General features: G+C 62.4%; 20 protein-coding genes. 5 read left to right on the top strand and 15 right to left on the bottom strand.

Going from position 1 to position 20,973, the window contains the following annotated elements; genetic code table 11:
* Positions 1–9: 9 nt before the first annotated feature.
* Positions 10–1,944, bottom strand: coding sequence for a bifunctional 5-dehydro-2-deoxygluconokinase/5-dehydro-2-deoxyphosphogluconate aldolase (locus EB235_RS02640; RefSeq protein WP_027032499.1), 1,935 nt, complete (start codon positions 1,942–1,944; stop codon positions 10–12).
* A gap of 212 nt (positions 1,945–2,156) precedes the next feature.
* Complete coding sequence (locus EB235_RS02635; RefSeq protein ID WP_027032500.1) at positions 2,157–3,002, bottom strand: MurR/RpiR family transcriptional regulator; 846 nt, start codon at positions 3,000–3,002, stop codon at positions 2,157–2,159.
* A 155-nt stretch (positions 3,003–3,157) separates the two neighbouring features.
* Here EB235_RS02635 and EB235_RS02630 point away from each other — a divergent pair, with 155 nt between their 5' ends.
* Positions 3,158–4,267 (top strand): Gfo/Idh/MocA family protein, encoded by a 1,110-nt coding sequence (locus tag EB235_RS02630; RefSeq protein WP_027032501.1) that lies wholly within the window; start codon positions 3,158–3,160, stop codon positions 4,265–4,267.
* A gap of 18 nt (positions 4,268–4,285) precedes the next feature.
* Here the strand turns inward: EB235_RS02630 and EB235_RS02625 are convergent, their stop codons facing one another.
* On the bottom strand, positions 4,286–4,984 hold the full coding sequence (locus EB235_RS02625) for a helix-turn-helix transcriptional regulator (protein ID WP_027032502.1): 699 nt from the start codon (positions 4,982–4,984) through the stop codon (positions 4,286–4,288).
* A gap of 129 nt (positions 4,985–5,113) precedes the next feature.
* Here EB235_RS02625 and EB235_RS02620 point away from each other — a divergent pair, with 129 nt between their 5' ends.
* Positions 5,114–5,749, top strand: coding sequence for a LysE family translocator (locus EB235_RS02620; RefSeq protein ID WP_027032503.1), 636 nt, complete (start codon positions 5,114–5,116; stop codon positions 5,747–5,749).
* Positions 5,750–5,785: 36 nt separating this feature from the next.
* Here EB235_RS02620 and EB235_RS02615 read toward each other — a convergent pair whose 3' ends face one another.
* From EB235_RS02615 to EB235_RS02585, 7 genes are all read right to left on the bottom strand, one after another.
* Positions 5,786–6,877: a 3-deoxy-7-phosphoheptulonate synthase gene (locus EB235_RS02615; RefSeq protein WP_027032504.1), complete on the bottom strand. Its 1,092-nt coding sequence runs from the start codon at positions 6,875–6,877 to the stop codon at positions 5,786–5,788.
* A gap of 456 nt (positions 6,878–7,333) precedes the next feature.
* Positions 7,334–8,128, bottom strand: coding sequence for an SDR family oxidoreductase (locus EB235_RS02610; protein ID WP_027032505.1), 795 nt, complete (start codon positions 8,126–8,128; stop codon positions 7,334–7,336).
* A 29-nt stretch (positions 8,129–8,157) separates the two neighbouring features.
* Complete coding sequence (gene iolG / locus EB235_RS02605) at positions 8,158–9,153, bottom strand: inositol 2-dehydrogenase (protein WP_027032506.1); 996 nt, start codon at positions 9,151–9,153, stop codon at positions 8,158–8,160.
* Between the two features lie 126 nt (positions 9,154–9,279).
* Positions 9,280–10,062 (bottom strand): ATP-binding cassette domain-containing protein, encoded by a 783-nt coding sequence (locus tag EB235_RS02600; protein ID WP_027032507.1) that lies wholly within the window; start codon positions 10,060–10,062, stop codon positions 9,280–9,282.
* Positions 10,063–10,064: 2 nt separating this feature from the next.
* A complete protein-coding gene (locus EB235_RS02595; protein ID WP_027032508.1) occupies positions 10,065–11,141 on the bottom strand; it encodes an ABC transporter permease in 1,077 nt (358 codons plus the stop codon).
* A gap of 106 nt (positions 11,142–11,247) precedes the next feature.
* Positions 11,248–12,189: a sugar ABC transporter substrate-binding protein gene (locus EB235_RS02590; RefSeq protein ID WP_027032509.1), complete on the bottom strand. Its 942-nt coding sequence runs from the start codon at positions 12,187–12,189 to the stop codon at positions 11,248–11,250.
* Between the two features lie 341 nt (positions 12,190–12,530).
* Positions 12,531–13,562 carry a LacI family DNA-binding transcriptional regulator gene (locus EB235_RS02585; protein WP_027032510.1) on the bottom strand — a complete coding sequence of 344 codons (1,032 nt, stop codon included), beginning with the start codon at positions 13,560–13,562 and terminating at the stop codon, positions 12,531–12,533.
* Between the two features lie 167 nt (positions 13,563–13,729).
* On the opposite strand from EB235_RS02585, the gene EB235_RS02580 reads away from it, so the two are divergent.
* Genes EB235_RS02580 through EB235_RS02570 form a run of 3 tightly spaced genes read left to right on the top strand, consistent with a single transcriptional unit; the run spans position 13,730 to position 16,408 of the window.
* Positions 13,730–14,818 carry a fatty acid desaturase family protein gene (locus EB235_RS02580; RefSeq protein ID WP_027032511.1) on the top strand — a complete coding sequence of 363 codons (1,089 nt, stop codon included), beginning with the start codon at positions 13,730–13,732 and terminating at the stop codon, positions 14,816–14,818.
* Positions 14,819–14,858: 40 nt separating this feature from the next.
* On the top strand, positions 14,859–15,173 hold the full coding sequence (locus tag EB235_RS02575) for a MocE family 2Fe-2S type ferredoxin (protein WP_027032512.1): 315 nt from the start codon (positions 14,859–14,861) through the stop codon (positions 15,171–15,173).
* Complete coding sequence (locus EB235_RS02570; RefSeq protein ID WP_027032513.1) at positions 15,170–16,408, top strand: NAD(P)/FAD-dependent oxidoreductase; 1,239 nt, start codon at positions 15,170–15,172, stop codon at positions 16,406–16,408. The genes EB235_RS02575 and EB235_RS02570 overlap by 4 nt, the downstream gene beginning before the upstream one ends.
* Before the next feature lie 242 nt (positions 16,409–16,650).
* Here the strand turns inward: EB235_RS02570 and EB235_RS02565 are convergent, their stop codons facing one another.
* The 5 genes from EB235_RS02565 to hslV all read right to left on the bottom strand — a co-directional run bounded on the left by EB235_RS02565 (position 16,651) and on the right by hslV (position 20,767).
* Positions 16,651–17,610, bottom strand: coding sequence for a DUF1402 family protein (locus EB235_RS02565; RefSeq protein WP_027032514.1), 960 nt, complete (start codon positions 17,608–17,610; stop codon positions 16,651–16,653).
* Between the two features lie 174 nt (positions 17,611–17,784).
* Positions 17,785–19,095, bottom strand: a complete 1,311-nt coding sequence (gene hslU, locus EB235_RS02560; protein ID WP_027032515.1) for an ATP-dependent protease ATPase subunit HslU — start codon at positions 19,093–19,095, stop codon at positions 17,785–17,787.
* A gap of 1 nt (position 19,096) precedes the next feature.
* Positions 19,097–19,699 carry a DUF2585 domain-containing protein gene (locus tag EB235_RS02555; RefSeq protein WP_027032516.1) on the bottom strand — a complete coding sequence of 201 codons (603 nt, stop codon included), beginning with the start codon at positions 19,697–19,699 and terminating at the stop codon, positions 19,097–19,099.
* Positions 19,696–20,226, bottom strand: a complete 531-nt coding sequence (locus EB235_RS02550) for a GNAT family N-acetyltransferase (RefSeq protein ID WP_027032517.1) — start codon at positions 20,224–20,226, stop codon at positions 19,696–19,698. Before EB235_RS02550 ends, EB235_RS02555 begins: the two co-directional genes overlap by 4 nt.
* Entirely contained in the window at positions 20,216–20,767 is a 552-nt protein-coding gene (gene hslV / locus EB235_RS02545) for an ATP-dependent protease subunit HslV (protein ID WP_027032518.1), read from the bottom strand. Before hslV ends, EB235_RS02550 begins: the two co-directional genes overlap by 11 nt.
* Positions 20,768–20,973 lie beyond the last annotated feature (206 nt).

Here is a 20,973-nt window from a genome sequence, read left to right as displayed (position 1 = left end):
CCGCAGTCCTTATGCAGCTTTGCGGCCGCGCGCGGCAAGCCACGCCTCGGTCAACTGTTCGAAGCGCGACGCCATGTCGGCGACAGCCTCGTCATCCGACATCTTGCCCGCCAGCCACTGTTCGGCCGCGTGCACGAAGATGGTGCGGCCGACGGCAAACCCTTTGACGATCGGCGCTTTGGCGGTGGCGGCGAAAGCCGCCTCCAGCTCGTCCTGCGGCGCTTCCAGGCCAAGCAGCACGATGCCACGGCACCACGGATCATGCTTCAGGATGACCGCTTCGATCTTGGCCCATGCGGCGCTCGACGCCTGCGGCTCGAGCTTCCACCAGTCGGGCTTGATGCCGAGCGCATAGAGTTCCTCCAGCGCGCGCGGAATGGTCGTGTCATCGAGCTTGCCGTGCTTGCCGGCGATGATTTCGATAAGCAGTTCCCGGCCGACTTTCCGCGCTGCCTCGAACAGCGCGCGCAGCTTCTGCTGCTGTTCTTCCTTGAGCGCTTGGGGATCGTCGGGATGGTAGAAGCACAGGCATTTGATGCAGTGATCGACAGGCCATTCGGTAAGCTGCGAGCCGATGTCCTGCGAGAATTCGAAACGCAGTGGCCGCGAGCCCGGCAGTTCCACCGGGCGCCCGAGCCAGGCAAAGGGATGCCTGGCGAATTCGAACATCGCTTCGCGGCCATGTTTCTCGTCGATCAGCATGCCGTAACCGTCGCGGCCGGCGGCGACCTTCGCCGCGGCCTTGACCGCCAGCACCTTGAAATCGTGGATGCGCACCGGATCGGCGCCGGTCTTGGCCGCCACGTCCTCGAGCTGCACCCGGTGGTCGCAGGCGAGCGCCATCAGCGAGGGGATGTCGCGCCGGCGCGTCGTTGCCCAATGGATGTGGTTGATCGCCTCGTCCTTGCGCAGGGCGAGATGCTTGCTGCCGTTCTTGAGGAAGAATTGCAGCTCCTCGAAGGTCGGATATTCCGGTGCGCAGAGCAGCCGCGACACGGCGAAGGCACCGCAGGCATTGGCCCAGGTCGCTGCCGTCGCATGATCTTCGCCACCCAGCCATCCGCGCAGGAAGCCGGACATGAAGGCGTCACCGGCGCCCAGCACATTGTAGATCTCGATCGGGAAACCCTTGCCGACGACACCGTCTTCCAGATCGTCGCTGATCGGTCCGTCATAGACAATGCAGCCCATGGCGCCACGCTTCAAGACGATGGTGGCCGACGACAGCGAGCGGATCGTCTTCAGCGCGCTCAGGCAGTCGTCGGCGCCCGACGCAATCATGATCTCTTCCTCTGTGCCGACGATGAGATCGCAATCGGGCAGCACCGTCTTCAATTGGGCCGAGACCCGGTCCGATTTGACATAGCGCTCGAAGCCTTCGGCATGGCCGGCAAGGCCCCAAAGGTTGGGGCGATAGTCGATGTCGAAGACAACCTTGCCGCCCTTGGCCTTCATGATGCGGATCGCCTTGCGCTGGGCGGCGTCGCTGTTGGGGCGGGAAAAATGCGTGCCGGTGACGACGATCGAGCGGGCCGAGGTGATGAAGGCCTCGTCGATATCCTCTTCCGAAAGCGCCATGTCGGCGCAGTCGGTGCGGTAAAAGATCATCGGCGAGACGCCTTCGCTCTCGACCGACAGCAACACCAGCGCCGTCAGCCGCTCCCTGTCGGTCTTCAACCCGTCGGTGTTGACGCCTTCGCGTTTCAGCTGTTCGCGGATGAAGCGGCCCATCTGCTCGTCGCCAACGCGCGTCAGCAGCGCCGAACGCAGGCCAAGCCTGGCCGTGCCGACCGAAATATTGGCCGGGCAGCCGCCGACCGACTTGGCGAAGGAGGAGATGTCTTCCAGCCGCGAGCCGATCTGCTGGCCATAGAGGTCGACGGAAGCGCGGCCGATGGTGATGACGTCGAGCGGCGCCTGTTTGGCGTCCACGGCTTCGCTCATTGGAACCTCCCGTCAGTCTTGTTGTCATGGACAACATTGTTTGGGTAACACGCGCGAGCGGCAGCGTGGTGCCGGCAATATGAAATAATAATTCCAATCCATAGTCAATATGGAATGAGCATTCCCCGGTCTAAAATTGCCCGATCATGATCCCGAAAAGTGGTTGCCGGTTTTCGGAGAAGGTCATGGTCAAAGAAGAAAGGAGCGTAAGCTCAGGCTTTGCGCTTTCGGCCTGCGTCGCGCCGCTTCTCGCCGACACCGACCGTCAGCGCCATGGCCAGAGCCATCGTTGCCGACAGCGAACGGAAGCCTGCGAAATCCGCCTCGGCAACCTCGAACCAGACCCTGGCGAACTGCGCCAGCGGCGAAAACGCGCTGTCGGTGATGGCGACGATCGGCACGCCCTGTTCCGAAATGGTGCGCGCCTCCTCGATCGTGGCCGGCGCATAGGGCGAGAAGGAGATGGCAATGACGGCGTCCGCCGGCGTGGCGAAACTGATCATCTCGGCGTTCAGTCCGGCCGCCGATTCGATCAGCTGGTTGCGGATCTTCAATTTGCCCAAGGCATAGGCGATGTAGGTCGCCACCGGATAGGAGCGCCGCTTGGCCAAGACATAGATGGTCTGCGCCTTTGCCAGCAGCGCAATCGCATCTTCCAGATGCGCGTCATCCAGGGTGCGGGAAATGTCGTTGAGCGAGGTGCTGGCGGCGGCGACGAAGCCGTCGAAGATCGCGCGGTGACCCGCGCCGCCTTCGGCCTTGGCGCGCAGCGCCTGCAAGCGCTCGTCATAGGAAGAGTTGCGCTCGCGCAGCCGCTCGCGGAACACCTGCTGCAGGCTGGTGAAACCGTCGAAGCCGAGCTGCTGGGCAAAACGGATCAGGGTCGAAGGCTGCACGCCGGCCGAGGCGGCGATGCTGGCGGCGGTGCCGAAGGCGATGTCATCGGGATTGTCGAGCGCGTAGGCGGCGATCTGGGCGATGCGCTTGGGCAGGCTTTCGCGCCGATCAAGGATTGTGGCGCGCAGCGTCTCGAAGTCGCGAGGTACCCGTTCATCCATCGTCGGCCCGTCCAAGCTCATCGGTGAAAGCGTCCTCTGTGCCCCATCATAGCGAGCCTGCGCAAGAACACCAATAAAAATGAGGCAGACATTCCATTCCGAAATGAAATGGACTAATTCATCCACCAGCGCTTCAGGCAGTGGAGAAATGGAAAATGGTCGGCGTCGGTCTTATCGGCACGGGTTTCATGGGCAAATGCCACGCCATCGCATGGAGCGCTGTCGGCGCCGTCTTTCCCGATGTGGCCAAGCCCAGGCTGGTCCATCTCGGCGAGGTCAATGAAGAGCTTGCCAAACGCAAGGCAAGCGAGTTCGGCTTCGCCAAGGCCTCAGGCGACTGGCGCGCCGTCGTCAACGACCCCGAGGTCGACATCGTCTCGCTGACCACGCCCAACCAGTTCCATCCGGAAATGGCCATCGCCATTCTGGAAGCCGGCAAGCATCTGTGGTGCGAAAAGCCGATGGCACCGAGCTTTGCCGAGGCCGAGGCGATGGCGGAAGCGGCAAAGAAGTCCGGCAAGATCGCCGCCCTTGGCTATAACTATATCCAGAGCCCGGCCATCCGCCATATCGGCGCGCTGCTCGACGAGAAGATCATCGGCGAGGTCAACCATCTGCGCATCGAGATGGACGAGGATTTCATGGCCGATCCCGAGGCGCTGTTTTTCTGGAAGCACGAGGCGTCTTCCGGCTACGGCGCGCTCGACGATTTCGCCGTGCACCCGCTGTCACTGGTCTCGGCGCTGTTCGGCCGCGTCGCCAGCGTCATCTGCGACATGGCCAAGCCCTATGCCGACCGCAAGCTGGCGGCGGGCGGGCGCCGAGCGGTCGAGACCTATGATATCGCCAGCGTCTTGATGCATCTGGAAAACGGCATTGCCGGCACGCTGCAGGTCAACCGCTCGGCCTGGGGCCGCAAGGGCCGCATCGCCATCCAGATTTTCGGCTCCAAGGGGTCGATCCTGTTCGACCAGGAGCGGATGAACGAAATCCAGCTCTATGTCACCGCAGATCGCCCGACCGAGCAGGGCTATCGCACCATCCTGATGGCGCCGCATCACAGGCCCTACGACGCTTTCCTGCCGGCGCCCGGCCACAATCTTGGCTTCAACGACCTAAAGATCATCGAGTGCCACGAATTGCTGACGCGGCTCGCCGCCAGACCGGCGCGGCTCATCGAGTTCGCGCAGGGGCTGGAGATCGAGCGCACCGTGCACGCAATGGCAAGGTCGTTTGATGAAAAGCGCTGGGTGGACGTGCGGTAGGCCCTTCGCGAGGCCATCTCAACCGCCGGCAGCGGCGGTTGTCTCCCAGCCATTGACCCAGACCTGCCGCAGGCGATCGCCTTCGCCCTTGAAGCGCAGGCCTGTCGGCTGGCAATCCTCGATGCGGTCGCTGCGGAAATTGCGGATCGCCTGGCGCAGTTCGCACCAGGCGACGATGTTGGCGGTTTCGGCATAGTAGATCAGCGCGATTGGGCGGATCAGGCGTTCGGAGGCGCGGCCCATTTCGTCGCGATAGGAGAGGTCGAGCTTCTCCTCGTCACGGATGGCGCGGCGCACCAGCGCCAGGTCGATCGAGCCGGCCGACGGCGCGGCGAAACCCCAGGCATGCAGCGCGTTGGCTTCGAATGTCTGGCGCAAAGGCGGCGGCACCGCGCCGGCGATCTTGGCGCTGACCCGCTTGGCCGCCTGCTTGAGCTCATCATCCCCCGTGCGCTCCAGCAGCGCCAGCGACAGGACGATCGCCTCCATCTCCTCGATCGAAAACATCAGCGGCGGCAGGTCGAAGCCGGGGCGCAGTATGTAGCCGATGCCGCGCCCGCCCTCGATCGGCACGCGCATTGCCTGCAGGGCCGCGATGTCGCGATAGATCGAGCGCACTGTCACTTCCAGCCGCTCGGCAATCATCGCCGCCGTCACTGGTTGCCGCGCCAGTCGCAGGACCTGGATGATCTCGAACAGGCGTGACGCCTTGCGCATTTTTCTCACCCGGTGCCGATCACAACTGACACACCATCGTCAGTTGGGTCTGGATATAGGATCGCCTATCAAATTGAAAATCAACAGGTTCCGCTGCGGCTTGGCGGAGCGAGGCGGCAGGCAACTGACATGGGTTATGCGGAAAATCTCTGGCTTTTCTTTATCCTTCTGTTCGGCATCATCGTCGTCCCGGGCATGGACATGCTGTTCGTGCTGGCCAATGCACTGACCGGCGGGCGCGACAGGGGTCTGGCCGCAACGGGTGGCATCATGGTCGGAGGCATGGTGCACACGCTGAACGGTGCCATCGGCGTCGGCCTGCTGATGCATTTCGTGCCGATCTTGTTCACGCCGCTGCTGCTTGCCGGCGCCGCTTACATGGCCTTCATCGGCATCACGCTGATGCGCAGCTCCATCACCGTCGGCCAGGACGGGCCTGCCGGCAGCCGCACCGCATGGAAGGCGTTTCGCCAGGGCTTTGTCACCTGCCTGATCAATCCGAAGGCGTACTTGTTCGTGCTTGCTGTCTATCCGCAGTTCCTCAAGCCGGACTACGGCCCGATCTGGATTCAGGCGACGGTCATGGGCCTGATGACGGTCCTGACCCAGGCCGCGATCTATGGGGGGCTCGCGATCACGGCCGGACGCAGCCGCAAGCTTCTGATCGCCAATCCACAGGCAACCATTCTTGCGGGCCGGGCGGCCGGGCTGCTGCTGTTTGCGGTGTCGGTGTTCACCGCTTGGGAGGGACTGAGGGCGGCGTAATTTCCGTCAACGCCGCCCTTTCACATTGTCATCCTATCAGGCGGCGCCCTGCCGGCTTTCCAGCATGGCGCGGCGGGCCGAACGGCGCCATTCGACGGCACCGGCAAGGCCGTGCAGCACGGTCTCGGTGGTCGCCCAGTCGATGCAGCCATCGGTGATGCTCTGGCCGTAGACGAGCGGCTTGCCTGGCACGACGTCCTGGCGGCCGGCGACGAGATTGCTCTCGATCATAAGGCCGATGATGCGCTCGTCGCCGGCAGCGACCTGGCCCGCCACGTCGGCGGCGACCTTCGGCTGGTTCTCCGGCTTCTTGGCCGAGTTGGCATGGCTGACATCGATCATCAGCCGGGGCGCGATACCGATGCGGGCGAGTTCGGCGCTCGCGGCCTCGACACTTGTCGCGTCATAGTTCGGCTGAACGCCGCCGCGCAGGATGACGTGGCAGTCTTCATTGCCGGTGGTGGTCGCGATGGCGCTGCGTCCGCCCTTGGTCACCGCCATGAAATGGTGCGGCTGGGCGGCGGATTTCACCGCCTCGGCGGCGATCCGCAAATTGCCGTCGGTGCCGTTCTTGAAGCCGACCGGGCAGGACAGGCCCGAGGCCAGCTCGCGATGGATCTGGCTCTCGGTGGTGCGCGCGCCGATGGCGCCCCAGGCGACGAGGTCGGCGATGTATTGCGGAATGGTCATGTCGAGGAATTCGGTCGCTGCCGGCAGGCCGAGATTGTTGACGGCCGACAAGACGTTGCGCGCCATGCGCAACCCTTTCTCGATGTTGAAGCTGCCGTCGAGGTCCGGATCGTTGATCAGGCCTTTCCAGCCGACCGTGGTCCGTGGCTTCTCGAAATAGACGCGCATGACGATCTCGAGCCGGTCGGACAGGGTCTCGCGCAGCGCCGCCAGACGGCTGGCATAGTCAACGGCCGCGACCGGATCGTGGATGGAACAAGGGCCAACGATGACAAGCAGTCGATCGTCGGCCCCCGTAAGGATGGAATGGATCGCGTTGCGCGCGGTGGCGACGGTGCGCGTCGCCGTCAGCGTGCGCGGTATCTCGCGCATCACCTCTTCCGGCGCGCTCAATGCTCTGATTTCGGTGACCCGAAGGTCGTCTGTGGTGGTCAACACGGCTTTCTGCTCCTGGTTTAGGAGACCTGCCGGCTGAAACAAAAAAGCCGCCAGGTCTGGCGGCTGTTCGGATGTTGTTGCTGCAATCTTCAGATCGAGCGCAATCCTCCCGCCGCCAGCGAGCTCCTAAAGTACCAATATGTGGCGGACAGGTTGATCATGCGGCTCATATAGTCGATGCGGAGACGTTTGTCACGGGGGTGTTGGCATCCATTCGGATGGGCCAAACCCACGCGATTTCGTCATCCCAGGGCGAAGCAGGAGCGAAGCTCCGTCGCGAAGACCCTGGGATCCATTCCGTGACATTAGCCAAAGGATGCGGCGGTGCAGAAATCTGCACCGTGGCGGCGCTCCGGAGTCCCGGCATGGATCCTCGGGTCTGCGCCGCGTCGCTTCGCTCCTTGCTTCGCCCGTGGATGACGAAGTGAGGGGCGTTTCTGCTGGGTTCACCTGCTGCTACTCGCCAACCACTCCCGCGATGTTCTGGTCGTAATCGACCAGCGATCCGGTCATCACGCCGGCCTGCGGGCTGACCATGTAGCTGATCAGCCGGGCGAGCTGTGCAGGTTTCACCAGTTGGCCCATCGGTTGTGCCGCTTCGGCCTTTTCCAGCCAGTCATCCGGCGCATCGTGCCACTTCTTCTGCACGATCGCCTCGCCCTCTGTGTCCATCCAGCCGGGCAGCACGGCGTTGCAGCGGATGCGGTTCCGCCGGTAGGAGCTGGCGACGTTCTTGGTCAGCGTCATCAGCGCGCCCTTGCTGGTCGAGTAGGGTGTCAGGAAGGACTGGCCGGCATGCGCCGACATCGACAGCACGTTGACGATCGAGCCCGGCGCCTTGCGCTCCAGGAGATGGGCGACCAGGCCCTGCATCAGGAAGAATGGCCCGCGCACATTGGTGTCGAAGATCTGGTCGAAAAGCTCTTCCGACGTTTCGACCAGCGAGCCGCGCGCCGAGGTCGCGGCGGCGTTGACCAGCGCGTTCAGCGTGCCGAAATGCGAGAGCGCGGTCGCCACCGCGCGTTTGCAGTCAGCCACTTTTGAGACGTCCGCGCTGACGAAGATCGCGTCGACGCCCAGCGTCTTGAAGCGGGCGACCGCCTTGTCGCCCTTCTCCTGCGAGCGGCCGATAAGCGCCAGAGCACGGCAGCCCTCGTCGGCCAGCGCCTCGGCAACGGCGAAGCCGATGCCTTGCGCGCCGCCGGTGACGATGGCGCGTGTCTCATGATTGCGATCGGCGGATGCGCTCATCGCTCTGCTCCTGTGGTTTCTAAGTGACCTTACTTGTCGAGACGGACGGTCTTGCCTGTTGTCGCCGACTTCAGCGCCGCATCGGCCAGCTTCAGCGCCACAAGGCCGTCGGCGCCGCTCGGTGCCGCCTTCTTGCCCGACGTTGCCGCCGTGATGAAGGCAGCGATCTCAAGGGCATAGGCATCGAGATAGCGCGTCATGAAGAAGTCGTGCAGCGGCGGGCGTGTATAGCCCTTCTCGTTCGCCACTTCGATCGACACAGGCCGCTGGTTCTCGGCCGCGACCATGCCTTTGGAACCATGAACCTCGATGCGCTGGTCATAGCCATAGGTGGCGCGGCGCGAGTTGGAGATGATGGCCTGCTTGCCGGAAGCGGTTTCCAGGATGACGCTGACCGAGTCGAAATCGCCAGCCGCGCCAATCTTCTTGTCGACCAGCACCGAGGCATGCGCGCTGACCGCAACCACCTCCTCGCCGAGCAGGAAGCGCGCCATGTCGAAATCATGGATGGTCATGTCGCGGAAAATGCCGCCCGAGCGCTTGATGTAATCGATCGGCGGCGCGCCGGGATCGCGCGACGTGATGGTGACCATCTCGACAGTGCCGATGGCGCCGTCGTCGATCGCTTTGCGCACGGCGGCGAAATGCGGGTCGAAGCGCCTGTTGAAGCCGACCATCAGCGTCGCCTTGGTCTTCTCGACCACGGCCAGGCATTTTTCCACACGCTTGACGTTGAGGTCGATCGGCTTCTCGCAGAAGATCGCCTTGCCGGCCTTGGCGAAACGCTCGATCAAATCGGCATGGGTGTCGGTCGGCGTGCAGATGACGACGGCGTCGATATCTTCGGATTTCTCGATCGCGTCGATCGTGCGCACTTCGGCGCCATAGGGTGATGCCAGCTCTTTTGCCGCCTTCTCGAAGGCGTCGGCGACGGCAACCAGTTTGGCCTGCGGGTTGGAGCCGACGGCGCGGGCGTGGACCTTGCCGATGCGGCCGGCACCGAGGAGGGCGAAGCGGAGAGTCATGGATATTTTCCTCTAAGGGGATGGTTCGAGAGCGTTGTGTCCGCACCTTCCTGTCAGGGAAAGGTGATTAGGGTATTTTCTTGGCGCGGCAGATGGTCCCGCAGCAGGGAGGCTACCCGCCCAGCTTCAGGCCGCGAGCTCCGCCTCTCCGGTCTTGGCGCCGGTGATGTAGGAGACGATGTCCTGCCCGTCGGTGTTTTCCTTGCGCAGATTGGCGACGATGCGGCCACGCCGAAAGACAACGATACGGTCGCAAAGGTCGAACACCTGGCGCATATTGTGGCTGACCAGGATCAACGATTCGCCATTGTCCTTCAGCGTGCGGATGATGTTTTCGACCTGCGCGGTTTCCTGCACGCCGAGCGCCGCCGTCGGTTCATCCATGATGACGAGCTTGGAAGCGAAGGTCGCGGTCCTGGCGATCGCCACGCACTGGCGCTGGCCGCCCGACATGTGGCGGATGGTGTTGGAGAGGTTGGGGATCTTCACCGCCGTGCGGATCAGCGCCGCTTCGGTCGCCTTGCGCATATATTTGCGGTCGAGGATCGAGAAGGGCCCGAGATTGAACAGCACCTTTTCGCGACCGAGGAACAGGTTCGACGGCACGTCGAGGTCGTCGGCCAGCGCCAGGTTCTGGAACACGGTCTCGATGCCTGCCGTGCGGGCCTCGATCGGCCCGGCAAAATTCACTTCCTTGCCGTCGAACCAGATCTGGCCGCTGGTGCGCTGCTCGACCGCGGTGATCTGGCGCACGAAGGTCGACTTGCCGGCGCCATTGTCACCCATGATGGCGACATGCTCGCCCTTGCGCAGCTCGAAATTCGCGCCTTCCAGCGCATGCACGCCGCCATAGCGCTTGGTCAGGTTTTCGGTCTTCAGGACGATGTCTGTCGTGGAGATATCTGGCATGGTCAAGCCCTCAATGCCCGCATGCGTTGACGCCACTGGTCGAGAACGACCGCGCCGACGATAATCACGCCTTTCACCATCTCCTGGTAGTAGGCGTCGAGGCGCAGGAAGGTGAAGCCGGAGATGATGACGCCGAAGATCAGCGAGCCGATGACCGTGCCGATGATCGAGCCGCGGCCGCCCGACAGCGAGACGCCGCCGATGACCGCCATGGCGATGGCGTCGAGTTCGTACATCACACCCATGCCGGACTGCGCGGTCAGGTTCTTGGAGCTCAGCACCACTGCGGCGAGCGAGGCGAGTATGCCGGCGATGACGTAGACGAGGATCTTGTGGTTGGCGATCTTGATGCCGGACATGCGCGCAGCGTCTTCGTTGGAGCCGATGGCGTAACTGTGCTTTCCGTATTTTGTGTAGGTCATGATCAACTGGAACAGAACCGCCAGCGACAGGAAGATGATGACCGGCATCAGGCCCTTGCCGATTGCCGCAAAACTGTCGGTGGGAAACGAGATCGGTTGGCCCTTGGACCACCATTTGGCAATGCCGCGCGCGGTGACCATCATGCCGAGCGTGGCGATGAACGGCGGAATGCGCGTGTAGGCGATCAACGAGCCATTGACGAGGCCGGCCAGAAGCCCACAGCCGATCGCCACCAGCACGGGCACGATGACAGGCAGGTCGGTCCAGCCTTGCGCCAGGAACATCGCCTTGGGATTGGGATTGCCGTTGACGGTTGCCACCTGGGCGAAACTCATGGCGATCATTGCCGTGGCGCCGACGATCGAACCCGAGGACAGGTCGATGCCGCCGCAAATGATCACTTGCGTCACGCCGATGGCGATGATGCCGACGATCGACACCTGCAGGATGATGATCTGCAGCCGCGCCTCGTTGAAGAGGCCGCCGACATCGCTGCGCGTGTTGAACAGGAAACTATCGCCGAGAAAGATGCGCCCAATCAGTTCGAAGATGACGACGAGAATGACGAGCGCCAGGAAGACGTTGAATTCGGCCGGCCATGTGCGCTTCTTCGCGTCATAGCTGACCCCGCCGACGCCATGCGATGTCTGTGACAATCTTCTATCCTCCGTCAGCCGCGGTCGTTCCTCAGCACCTGGCGGCGCTGAGGGAAGAGGAGCGGCACTGTCTTTGCGCGAGAGCGCCGCTCCGTATATCCGTGGCTCAGTTCTTCTTCAGGAACTTGTCGATGTTGGCAGGGGTGACGAGCTGGAAGGGGATGTAGACCTTGTGGTCGACCTTCTCGCCCTTGGCCAGCTTCAGCGCCGCATCCAGAGCGCCTGCGCCCTGGCCGGCCGCATCCTGGAACACGGTTGCGTCGAGGTCGCCTGCCTGCATTGCCACCAGTGCGTCCTGGGTGGCGTCGACACCGCCGACGACGACAGTCTTCATGTCGATGTTGGCGGCCTTCATCGCCTGGATGGCGCCGATGGCGCTCTCGTCGTTGTTGGCGATGACGCCATCGAACTTCTTGCCCGTCGACAGCCAGTTGGTCATCAGATTCTGCGCTTCGTCGCGGTTCCAGTTCGATGTCTGCTTGTCGATGATCTTGATGAAGCTGCAATCCGGCGTGGCGATCACGTCGTCGATGTCCTTGGTGCGCTGTACGGCGGCCTGGTTGGAAAGCTCGCCCATGATCACATAGACATTGGCTTCCTTCTTGCCGGCTTCCTTGAACAGGCGGCAGACTTCCTTGGTTTCGAGCGTGCCGGAATCGGCCTCGTTCGACGCGACGAACGCTTGGTTGTCGGGCAGTGTGTCGACATTGACCGGCTGACGATTGACGTAGACCAGCGGAATCTTGGCTGCTGCTGCGGCGTCCGACATCGCCTGCGTGGCCGAGGTGTCGACCGGGTTGACGATGATGGCGTCGACGCCCGAAGCCGCGAAGTTCTTGATCTGGTCGAGTTGCTTGGCAACATCGTTCTGGGCGTCTTCGACCTGCAGCTCGACGCCGCTTATGCCCTTGGCCTGCGCGATCATGCCGTTGCGCAGCACGGTGAGGAAGTTGTCGTCGAACTTGGCCATCGACACGCCGATCTTGGCGGCCATGGCGGATGAACTCATCAGCGCCGCGAAGGCGACGCCCAAAAGCAGTTTCTTCATTGTATCTCTCCTCCACTTTTGGTGTCCGGTTGCACCGATCTATCCGGAATCCCCGATCTCCCCGGGGAATCTCTCCCTGATGTCGTTTCTGCTCCGGATGGCGTTTTCCGCTGGATTGGAACGCCAGGTTCCCTGTTTGAAACAGATGTTCCGGAACGAAAGGACCAAAATACCTAGTTGGTGAAATATTTATTCCATTTTTCCGCGAGACGTCAAGGGCCATTCCAAAACCGGTTGGAGGATTTTCGGAGGAAGTCACGCTTGCTTCGTCATCCACGGACGGAGCTTCGCTCCTGTTTCGCCGCGATGACGAAGGCAGGGATGTCTCGACGTCGAGATCGCTAAATATTCTCGGGCAGATAAATCTCGAACGGCAGGAAGGTCTGCCCTGGGGCGTTCGCAGCGCCCGTCTCGATGGCGTGCGCCATCAGCTCGACCAGTTCGCGGCAAAGTGCGGCCAGCGGCGTCGAGATAACCATGGTCAGGATACCGTCGGCGAGAGCCGAACGGGAGACCGCCGTGATCTCGTTGCAGACCACCGCCGGCATCTCGGCCGGCCTGGCCTGCCTTAGCGCCGCGACCGCGCCTTCCATGCCGCCGCCGGCGACGTAACAGCCGACCAGGTCAGGGTGGCGGCCGAGAAGTTTGAGCAGCGTGTCCTGCGTGATCTGGTTGGCCTCGAGATTGACCAGCGTTTCCAACAAGGTGAAGTCCGGCGCCTGTTCGCGGAAGAAGGAGCGAAAGCCGATCTCGCGCAGTTCGTGGCCGTGAAAGCGGTGGCTGCCGACGAACAGCGCGACCTTGCCCGGCCGTTTCGCCGCTTTCGAGATCATCCAGGCCGCGCTGCGGCCGACCTTGCGGTTGTCGAGGCCGACATAGCCTTCGCGGATGCCGGCGGCGAAGTCGGACAGCAGAGAAAACACCGGCAATCCCCTGGCCTTCATCTCTTCGACAGCGACCGTCAGTGTCGGGTGATCCGGCCCAACCAGGGCGACGGCCCTGCATTTGGTGGCCAATTTGCGGGCGCGTTCGACGATTTCATCAGGCGCCAGCGAGTCGGCAAAGTCGATGATGGCGACCCCGCGAAAGCGTGGCGATCGCGATACAGCCAGTTCAAGCTCGCGGGCGAACTCGCTGTAGAAGACATAATTGCCCCTCAGCAACAGGAAGCCGAGCCGGTATTCCGGCAGTTCATGGCGCATCCGCTGCTTGATCAGGCCCGCAGCGTGGTAGCCGATCTCGGTCGCGGCTTCGTAGACGCGGCGCGCGGTGTCCTCGCGCACCGGCAGGCGGCTGTTGAGCACGCGGTCCACCGTGGCAACACTGACGCCGGAGGCGCGCGCCAGATCTGATATGGTCGGCCGTTTCGCCATACTCGCCTCGATGCAGTGTTCGAGCCTTTCTACATCATGCTGATAGGAAATGATAGAAACTATCTTTGTGATGTTGAGTCTATCATCGACTGTCGCTATTTTCAGCCTGGAAGCCAAGGGTATCGTGCATTCGCTATGGCGAGCGCCGTTTGCCGTGGGAGGCAATCATGACCGCAACGCCGTCCCGGCGTGACTACAGTCTGATCGGCCGCGACGCCAAGCTCGCCGTGGAAAACGGCCTGTCGGCGGCCGAGTGGTATCACACCGACGTGTCCCGCAAGCAGATGAAGGAGCTCATGCAGCGCTCCGACGGACCGGCGATCCGCGACACCGCGATCTGGTTCGCCGCCCTGATCGTCAGCGGCGGCGGCGGCGCCTGGTTCTGGGGCAGCTGGTGGTGCGTGCCGTTCTTCTTCGTCTATGGCGTTCTCTACGGCTCCTCCACCGATTCCCGCTGGCATGAATGCGGCCACGGCACGGCGTTCCGGACGCCGTGGATGAATGATGCGGTCTACCAGATCGCCTGCTTCATGATCATGCGCAATCCGGTGACCTGGCGCTGGAGCCACACGCGCCATCACACCGACACCATCATCGTCGGCCGCGACCCGGAAATATCCGTCATGCGGCCGCCGGACTTGGCTCGCGCCATGCTCGGCTTTGTCGGTGTGCTCGATGCCTGGCATGCGATGTCAGACATGTTGCGCAACGCCGCCGGCAACATCAGCGCCGCCGAAAAGACCTTCATTCCCGAGCAGGAACAGGACAAGGCGATCCGCATCGCCCGCATCTGGACCGCGATCTATGCCGCGACCATCGCGCTGGCACTGTATTCCAGATCGTTTCTGCCCTTGATGCTGGTTGGCCTGCCCAGGCTCTACGGCGCCTGGCATCACGTCATGGTCGGCCTGCTGCAGCATGGTGGCCTCGCCGACAATGTCATCGACCATCGGCTGAACAGCCGTACCGTCTACATGAACCCGATCAGCCGCTTCATCTACTGGAACATGAACTATCACGTCGAGCATCACATGTTCCCGATGGTGCCCTACCATGCGCTGCCGAGACTGCATGAGCTGATCAAGCACGATTTGCCGGCGCCGACACGATCGATCCTGGCCGGCTACCGCGAGATGATCCCGGCCTTCCTGCGCCAGCTGCGCAACGAGGATTACTTTCTCAAGCGCGAGCTGCCGCCGACCGCCAGACCGTACTGCGAGGATTTTCACAACGACGCCGAGATGGCGGCGGAATGACATCAGCCCAGGCCGGGCACAGGATTTACCGGGAGGATTTATGAGCGACTGGGTCGAAGCGTGCGACGCCACGGATATCGACGAAGAGGACGTGATGCGCTTCGATCATGGCGGGCGCACCTTCGCGATCTATCGTTCCCCGGACGACGAGTTTTTCGCCACCGATGGTCTATGCACGCATGAGAAGGTGCATCTCGCCGATGGCCTGGTGATGGACGACATCATCGAATGCCCCAAGCACAATGGCCGCTTCAACTACAAGACGGGTGCGGCCAGGGGCGCCCCGGTCTGCGTCAACCTGAAAACCTATCCGGTCAAGGTCGACGCCGGCAAAGTCCTCATCCAGATCGGATGACGGACGTGGCGCGTGGCATGGTCATCATCGGCGCCGGCGAATGCGGCGGGCGGGCAGCACTGGCGCTGCGCGATCTCGGCTATGACGGGCCGGTGACGCTGGTCGGCGACGAGCCGCATCTGCCTTACGAACGGCCGCCTCTGTCCAAGGAGGCGATGGCCAGCGATGCGCCGCAAATCAAGGCGATGGCCAGCGACGAGGTGCTGGCCGGGAAATCGATCCGGCATATCCATTCCGTTCAGGCCGTGGCGATCGATCGCGCGGCGCATACGGTGCGGCTGTCGGACGGTTCGGTCCTGCCTTACGACAAGCTTCTGCTGGCCACTGGCTCGACCCCGCGCAAGCTGCCATTGCCTGGCCTTGGCAAGCGCTGCGTCTATCTCCGCACTTTTGCCGATGCGCTGGCCATTCGCGCCCATCTCAGTGCCGGCAACCGCATTGCCGTCATCGGCGGCGGCTTCATCGGCCTCGAACTCGCCGCCGCGGCGCGCAAACTCAGCTCCTCGGTCACCGTTATCGAGGCACAGCCGCGCATCCTGATGCGCGGCGTCCCGGCCGAGATCGCCGAAATCATCCATGAGACGCATGTCGCCGAAGGCGTCGACATCGTGTGCGGTGAAGGCATTGCGTCCATCGCCGACGACGGCAACGAGGTGCTTGTGACGCTTGCCGGCGGAAGGGAAATCACAGCCGATCTCGCCATTATCGGCATCGGCGCCGTGCCGGTGACCGGACTGGCGGCCGAAGCCGGCCTGACCATCGACAACGGCATTGCCGTTGACGTGGAGCTCCGCACCAGCGATCCCGACATCTTCGCCGCCGGCGATTGCTGTTCGTTCCCGCTTGCCGTCTATGGCGGCCGCCGCGTGCGGCTGGAAGCCTGGCGCAACGCGCAGGAACAAGGTGCGCTGGCGGCGAAGAATATGCTAGGCGCCGGCGAAGCGCATACGGCGGTGCCGTGGTTCTGGTCGGATCAGTATGGCCTGTCCCTGCAGATCGCGGGGCTCTCGGACGAAGGCAAAAGCACGGTGCGCCGCGATCTGGGTGACGGCGCCTTCATCCTCTTCCATCTAGCCGGGGATGGCAGGCTGGTGGCCGCCAGCGGCATCGGTCCCGGCAATGCGGTCGCCCGGGATATCCGCCTGGCCGAAATGCTGATCGGCAAGCAGGCCAGGCCGGCGCCGGAAGCGCTGGGATCGCAGGCCGTCAAGCTGAAGTCGTTGCTGGCGGCCTAAGCCGTGCTAAATTTGAGCGCGGTTTCTCAAGGTTGCCGGCTCGTACCCTATTCGATCCTGGGACGATTTTGCCACTGCGAAGGAAGCAATTGGGCGCGTCGAGGCGCTGCGGCGCGGCAACGCCGTCGGTATCATCATTCTGGACGAGCACGGCACGGAGATCAGTGGAGTGCATCTGAATGCACTTGCCAAAATCGAAGACGGCGTCAGGCAGACGTAGACCGAGCGTTCCGTGAAAGGCCCTAAAACAGCGCCTTCAGCTCCGGCAGCTTGTCGTTGACCAGCCAGCCGTAATAATTCTCTTCCGGCAGCTTCACCTGCTCGCCGGCGGCGCGGCGCTTGTCGTTTTCCGCCTTCAGCGCATAGGCGCGCTGCTCCGGATTGCCGACATTGTAGAGCGTGGCGGTCAGCCCCGGATTGCCCGAGATGTCGAAGCCGGCAATGCTCTTGTAGGCATCGATCGATTTCCTGATCGTCGCGGCGACATAAGGCAGCGTCAAGTCGGGATCCATGATGGTCTTGTAGACAGAATTGGGGTCGCTGACATCGAGCTTCGGCAGGCCGGAGACCTTGTGCACGAGATCGCTCATCTGCAAGGCGGTCAACGGGTTCAACTGGCCGAGGCCAAAAGTCTGGCCGGCATAGTAGGGCTGGAAGAAGGTGGCGCCGAAACGGTCGTCGGGGAAGTCTTCGCCGCCAACGGTCTTGCCGCGAAACGCATGGTTCCATACCTGCTCGCGGCATTCCCACAGGTCGTAACTGTCGGACATTCCTGCACATTTCTTGAATTCGGGCCGCTGCACGAAATCCGTGATGTCCTCGCCGTCATAGGCGAAGGACAGCTTGCTGGAGAGGTAGGAGATTGCCTTGACGTAATAGGTCTGCAGCCGGTCATAGGCGTCGACATTGTAGGTATGCTCGCCGACGATGGCACCGACGATGTGCATGGGATCGATGCCGTAGGCGGCGGCGGCCTTCTTGATCTTGGCGCGCAGATCAGGGTCGTTCTGCAGCAAGGCATAAACCTTGCGGTACTTCGCCTGGAAGGTGGTGTTGGTCGCTTGCGTACGCCGGCTCGAAGCGCCGGGAATGTCAGGTTGCTCGGCATTGCGGTTTCCCGCCGGCACCAATGTCGCCGCCTCAGTGGCGAACACCGTCGCCGCCAGCATCAAGCCGAGAATGATCGAAATCAGTTTTTTCATGCGCCGCCGCCCACCGATATTGCCACGCAAACTAGGTAAAGCTCTGGGTTGAGTCGAGAGCGCCCCTTCACCTTGCAAGACGAAAGGTGGCCAGATGGTACCATCTGGCCACACATGATGCTGTTGCAGGAAGCTATTGCCTGAACCGGCGTCGGAACGATCCGACGTAAGCATTTAGAGGATGAATCGCGACAAATCCGTGTTTCGCGAGAGGTCGCCGACATGCTTTTCCACATAGGCGGCGTCGATGGTGACGCTCGTGCCGTTGCGGTCTGGCGCGTCATACGAAATCTCGTCCAGCACCCGCTCCATCACGGTCTGCAGACGCCTGGCGCCGATATTCTCGACGCTGGCGTTGAGGTCGACGGCGATACCGGCCAGCGAATCGATGGCATCGTCGGTGAAGGTGAGGTCGACGCCCTCGGTCTTCATCAGCGCGATATACTGCTTGATCAGGCTGGCTTCCGTCTCGGTGAGGATGCGGACGAAATCGTCCTTCTCCAGCGCGCGCAGTTCGACGCGGATCGGCAAGCGGCCCTGCAATTCCGGCAACAGGTCTGACGGCTTCGAGACATGGAACGCGCCCGAAGCAATGAACAGTATATGGTCCGTCTTCAACGGCCCGTATTTGGTCGCCACCGTGGTGCCTTCGACCAGCGGCAGCAGGTCACGCTGCACGCCTTCACGTGACGGGCCGCCTGAAATATCCGATCTGGCGGCGATCTTGTCGATCTCGTCGAGAAAGACGATGCCGTCATTTTCGGTGGCGTCCAGCGCCCGGCGCACCACCTCGTCCTGGTCGAGCAGCTTGTCAGACTCATCACTGACCAGCAGGTCGTAGGATTCCTTCACCGAGGTCTTGCGCGACTTGGTCTTCTTGCCGCCCATCGCCTTCGACAGCATGTCGTTGATGTTGAGCACGCCGATATTGGCGCCCGGCATGCCGGGAAGCTCGAAGCCTGGCATGCCGCCATTGCCGGTGTCGGCCACTTCGATCTCGATTTCCTTGTCGTCGAGTTCGCCATCGCGCAGCTTCTTGCGGAACGAGTCGCGTGTCGCCGGGCTCGCCGTCTTGCCGACCAGCGCCTCCAGCACGCGTTCCTCGGCGTTGATGTGGGCGCGTGCCTTGACGTCCTCGCGCATCTTCTCGCGCACCAGACCGATGGCGATCTCGACCAGATCACGAATGATCTGCTCGACGTCGCGGCCGACATAGCCGACTTCGGTGAACTTGGTCGCCTCGACCTTGATGAAGGGCGCGCCGGCCAGACGCGCCAGGCGGCGCGAGATCTCGGTCTTGCCGACACCGGTCGGCCCGATCATCAGGATGTTCTTCGGCATCACCTCTTCGCGCATCTGGCCTTCCAGCTGCTGGCGCCGCCAGCGGTTGCGCAAGGCAATGGCCACGGCGCGCTTGGCGTCCTTCTGGCCGATGATGAAGCGATCGAGTTCCGAAACGATTTCGCGGGGAAGAAATGTGCTCATATCACTGAATTCCACTTTGCCACTGCTTGATGGCCTCGAACGGATGCAGCAGCATGATCACGTTGAGTGTCAGATTGTCCCGGATCAGATAGCCGGTACCGAGTTCAAAGAGGATGGCGAGGCTGACGATCACCCATATAGGTAGCCTTCGCGCCATCACAAATCCCAGCACCATGGCCAGTGTGTCGGACACCGAATTGATGATGCTGTCGCCGTAATAGTCGAGCGAGATGGTGCCGGCCCGGTAGCGTTCGATGATGAACGGGCTGTTTTCCAGGATTTCCCAGCCGCCCTCGATGAGCACGGCGAATGCCAGCCTCAAGCCGATCGGCGAACGCGGAAACAGGAACCTCGCCAGCGCGTAGAACAGGAAGCCGTGGATGATGTGCGAGAAGGTGTACCAGTCGGAAATGTGCTGGGAATTCTCCGAACTGTTCACCACGCCATGCCAGAGCTTGACGTAGCCGCAGGTGCAGATCGGTGGGTGGCCCATCAGATAGAGCGTCACCGCCTGGACTGTGATCAGGCCAAGCACGATCAGCAGCCCCATCCGCCAGCTGTTTTCGTAGGCCGAGAGGTCCTTGTCCTCGCCGGATGCGTTCATGCCTGTTGCCCCTCTTCCCCGCCGTCCTCGGCATCAATAGCCATCAGCACGACGTCGCCATATCTGGATTGCCGGCGATCAACGGCCCGGAATCCGGCTTTTTCATAGGCGCGGATGGCCCTGATGTTGGCGGGGTCGGGGTCGATGATGACACGCGGCACGCCTTCTTCGAACAGATCTTCGACGAACTGTCTGGCGATGGCCGAGCCGTGGCCCATGCCGATCAGCTCCGGCCGGCCGATCGTGAGATCGATGCCGAGCGTGCCGAATGGCTGATCGGCATAGGGATGGTCGTCTTCCAGATGCGGATCGTAGCTCTGCAGATAGGCGATCGGCTTGCCGTCGAGTTCCACGATCAGCGGCTCGACGGAAATAGAGTCGATATGATCGCGAATCCCGGCGATTTCCGTCGCCGGATCGTCCCACCACTGAGCGACTTCAGGCTCGGCAAGCCAGCCGGCGATCATCGGCAGGTCTTTTTCCGTCACCGGTCGAAAATCGTAGAGCACCGCCTCTTCAAGCGGCATCGAGCGTTTCGACGACGAAATTGTTGTTGGTGTAGACGCAGATATCGGATGCGATCTGCATCGCCTTGCGGGCGATTTCCTCGGCATCCTTGTCGGTGTCCATCAGCGCGCGCGCGGCGGCCAGTGCATAATTGCCGCCCGAACCGATGGCCATGACGCCGAATTCGGGTTCGAGCACGTCGCCGGTGCCGGTCAGCGCCAGCGAGATCGACTTGTCGGCGACCAGCATCATTGCTTCAAGCCGGCGCAGATAGCGGTCGGTGCGCCAGTCCTTGGCAAGCTCGACGCAGGCGCGCGTCAGCTGGTCGGGATATTGTTCGAGCTTGGCTTCGAGCCGTTCCAGCAGCGTGAAGGCGTCCGCGGTGGCACCGGCGAAACCGGCAATCACATTGCCCCCCTTGCCGATGCGACGCACCTTGCGGGCATTGCCCTTCATGATGGTCTGGCCAAGGCTAACCTGGCCGTCGCCGGCGATCACCACCTTGTTGCCCTTGCGCACCGTCACGATGGTCGTGGCGTGCATGGTCAGATTATCAGACATTCCTTGGCTCCGAGCAGCGCCATCCCAAAAGGCGATTGGCGCGGTACGAGTAACTTTGATCGGCCATATGTATGCACGGGACCGATGATTGCCAATCGCCTCTCCGGCAAGGCCGATACCGCTGTGAGAGGCAACTGGCAATCACCGGACCATGCTGGTAGAAGGCTTTCGTTTTCAAGCCCGCAAGCGCTTGAAGCCTGTGAACC

Source organism: Mesorhizobium loti R88b (assembly GCF_013170845.1).
GTDB classification, from domain to species: domain Bacteria; phylum Pseudomonadota; class Alphaproteobacteria; order Rhizobiales; family Rhizobiaceae; genus Mesorhizobium; species Mesorhizobium loti_B.
The sequence above is the reverse complement of the archived record's forward strand: the minus strand, read 5'-3'. Positions and strand labels throughout refer to the sequence as shown.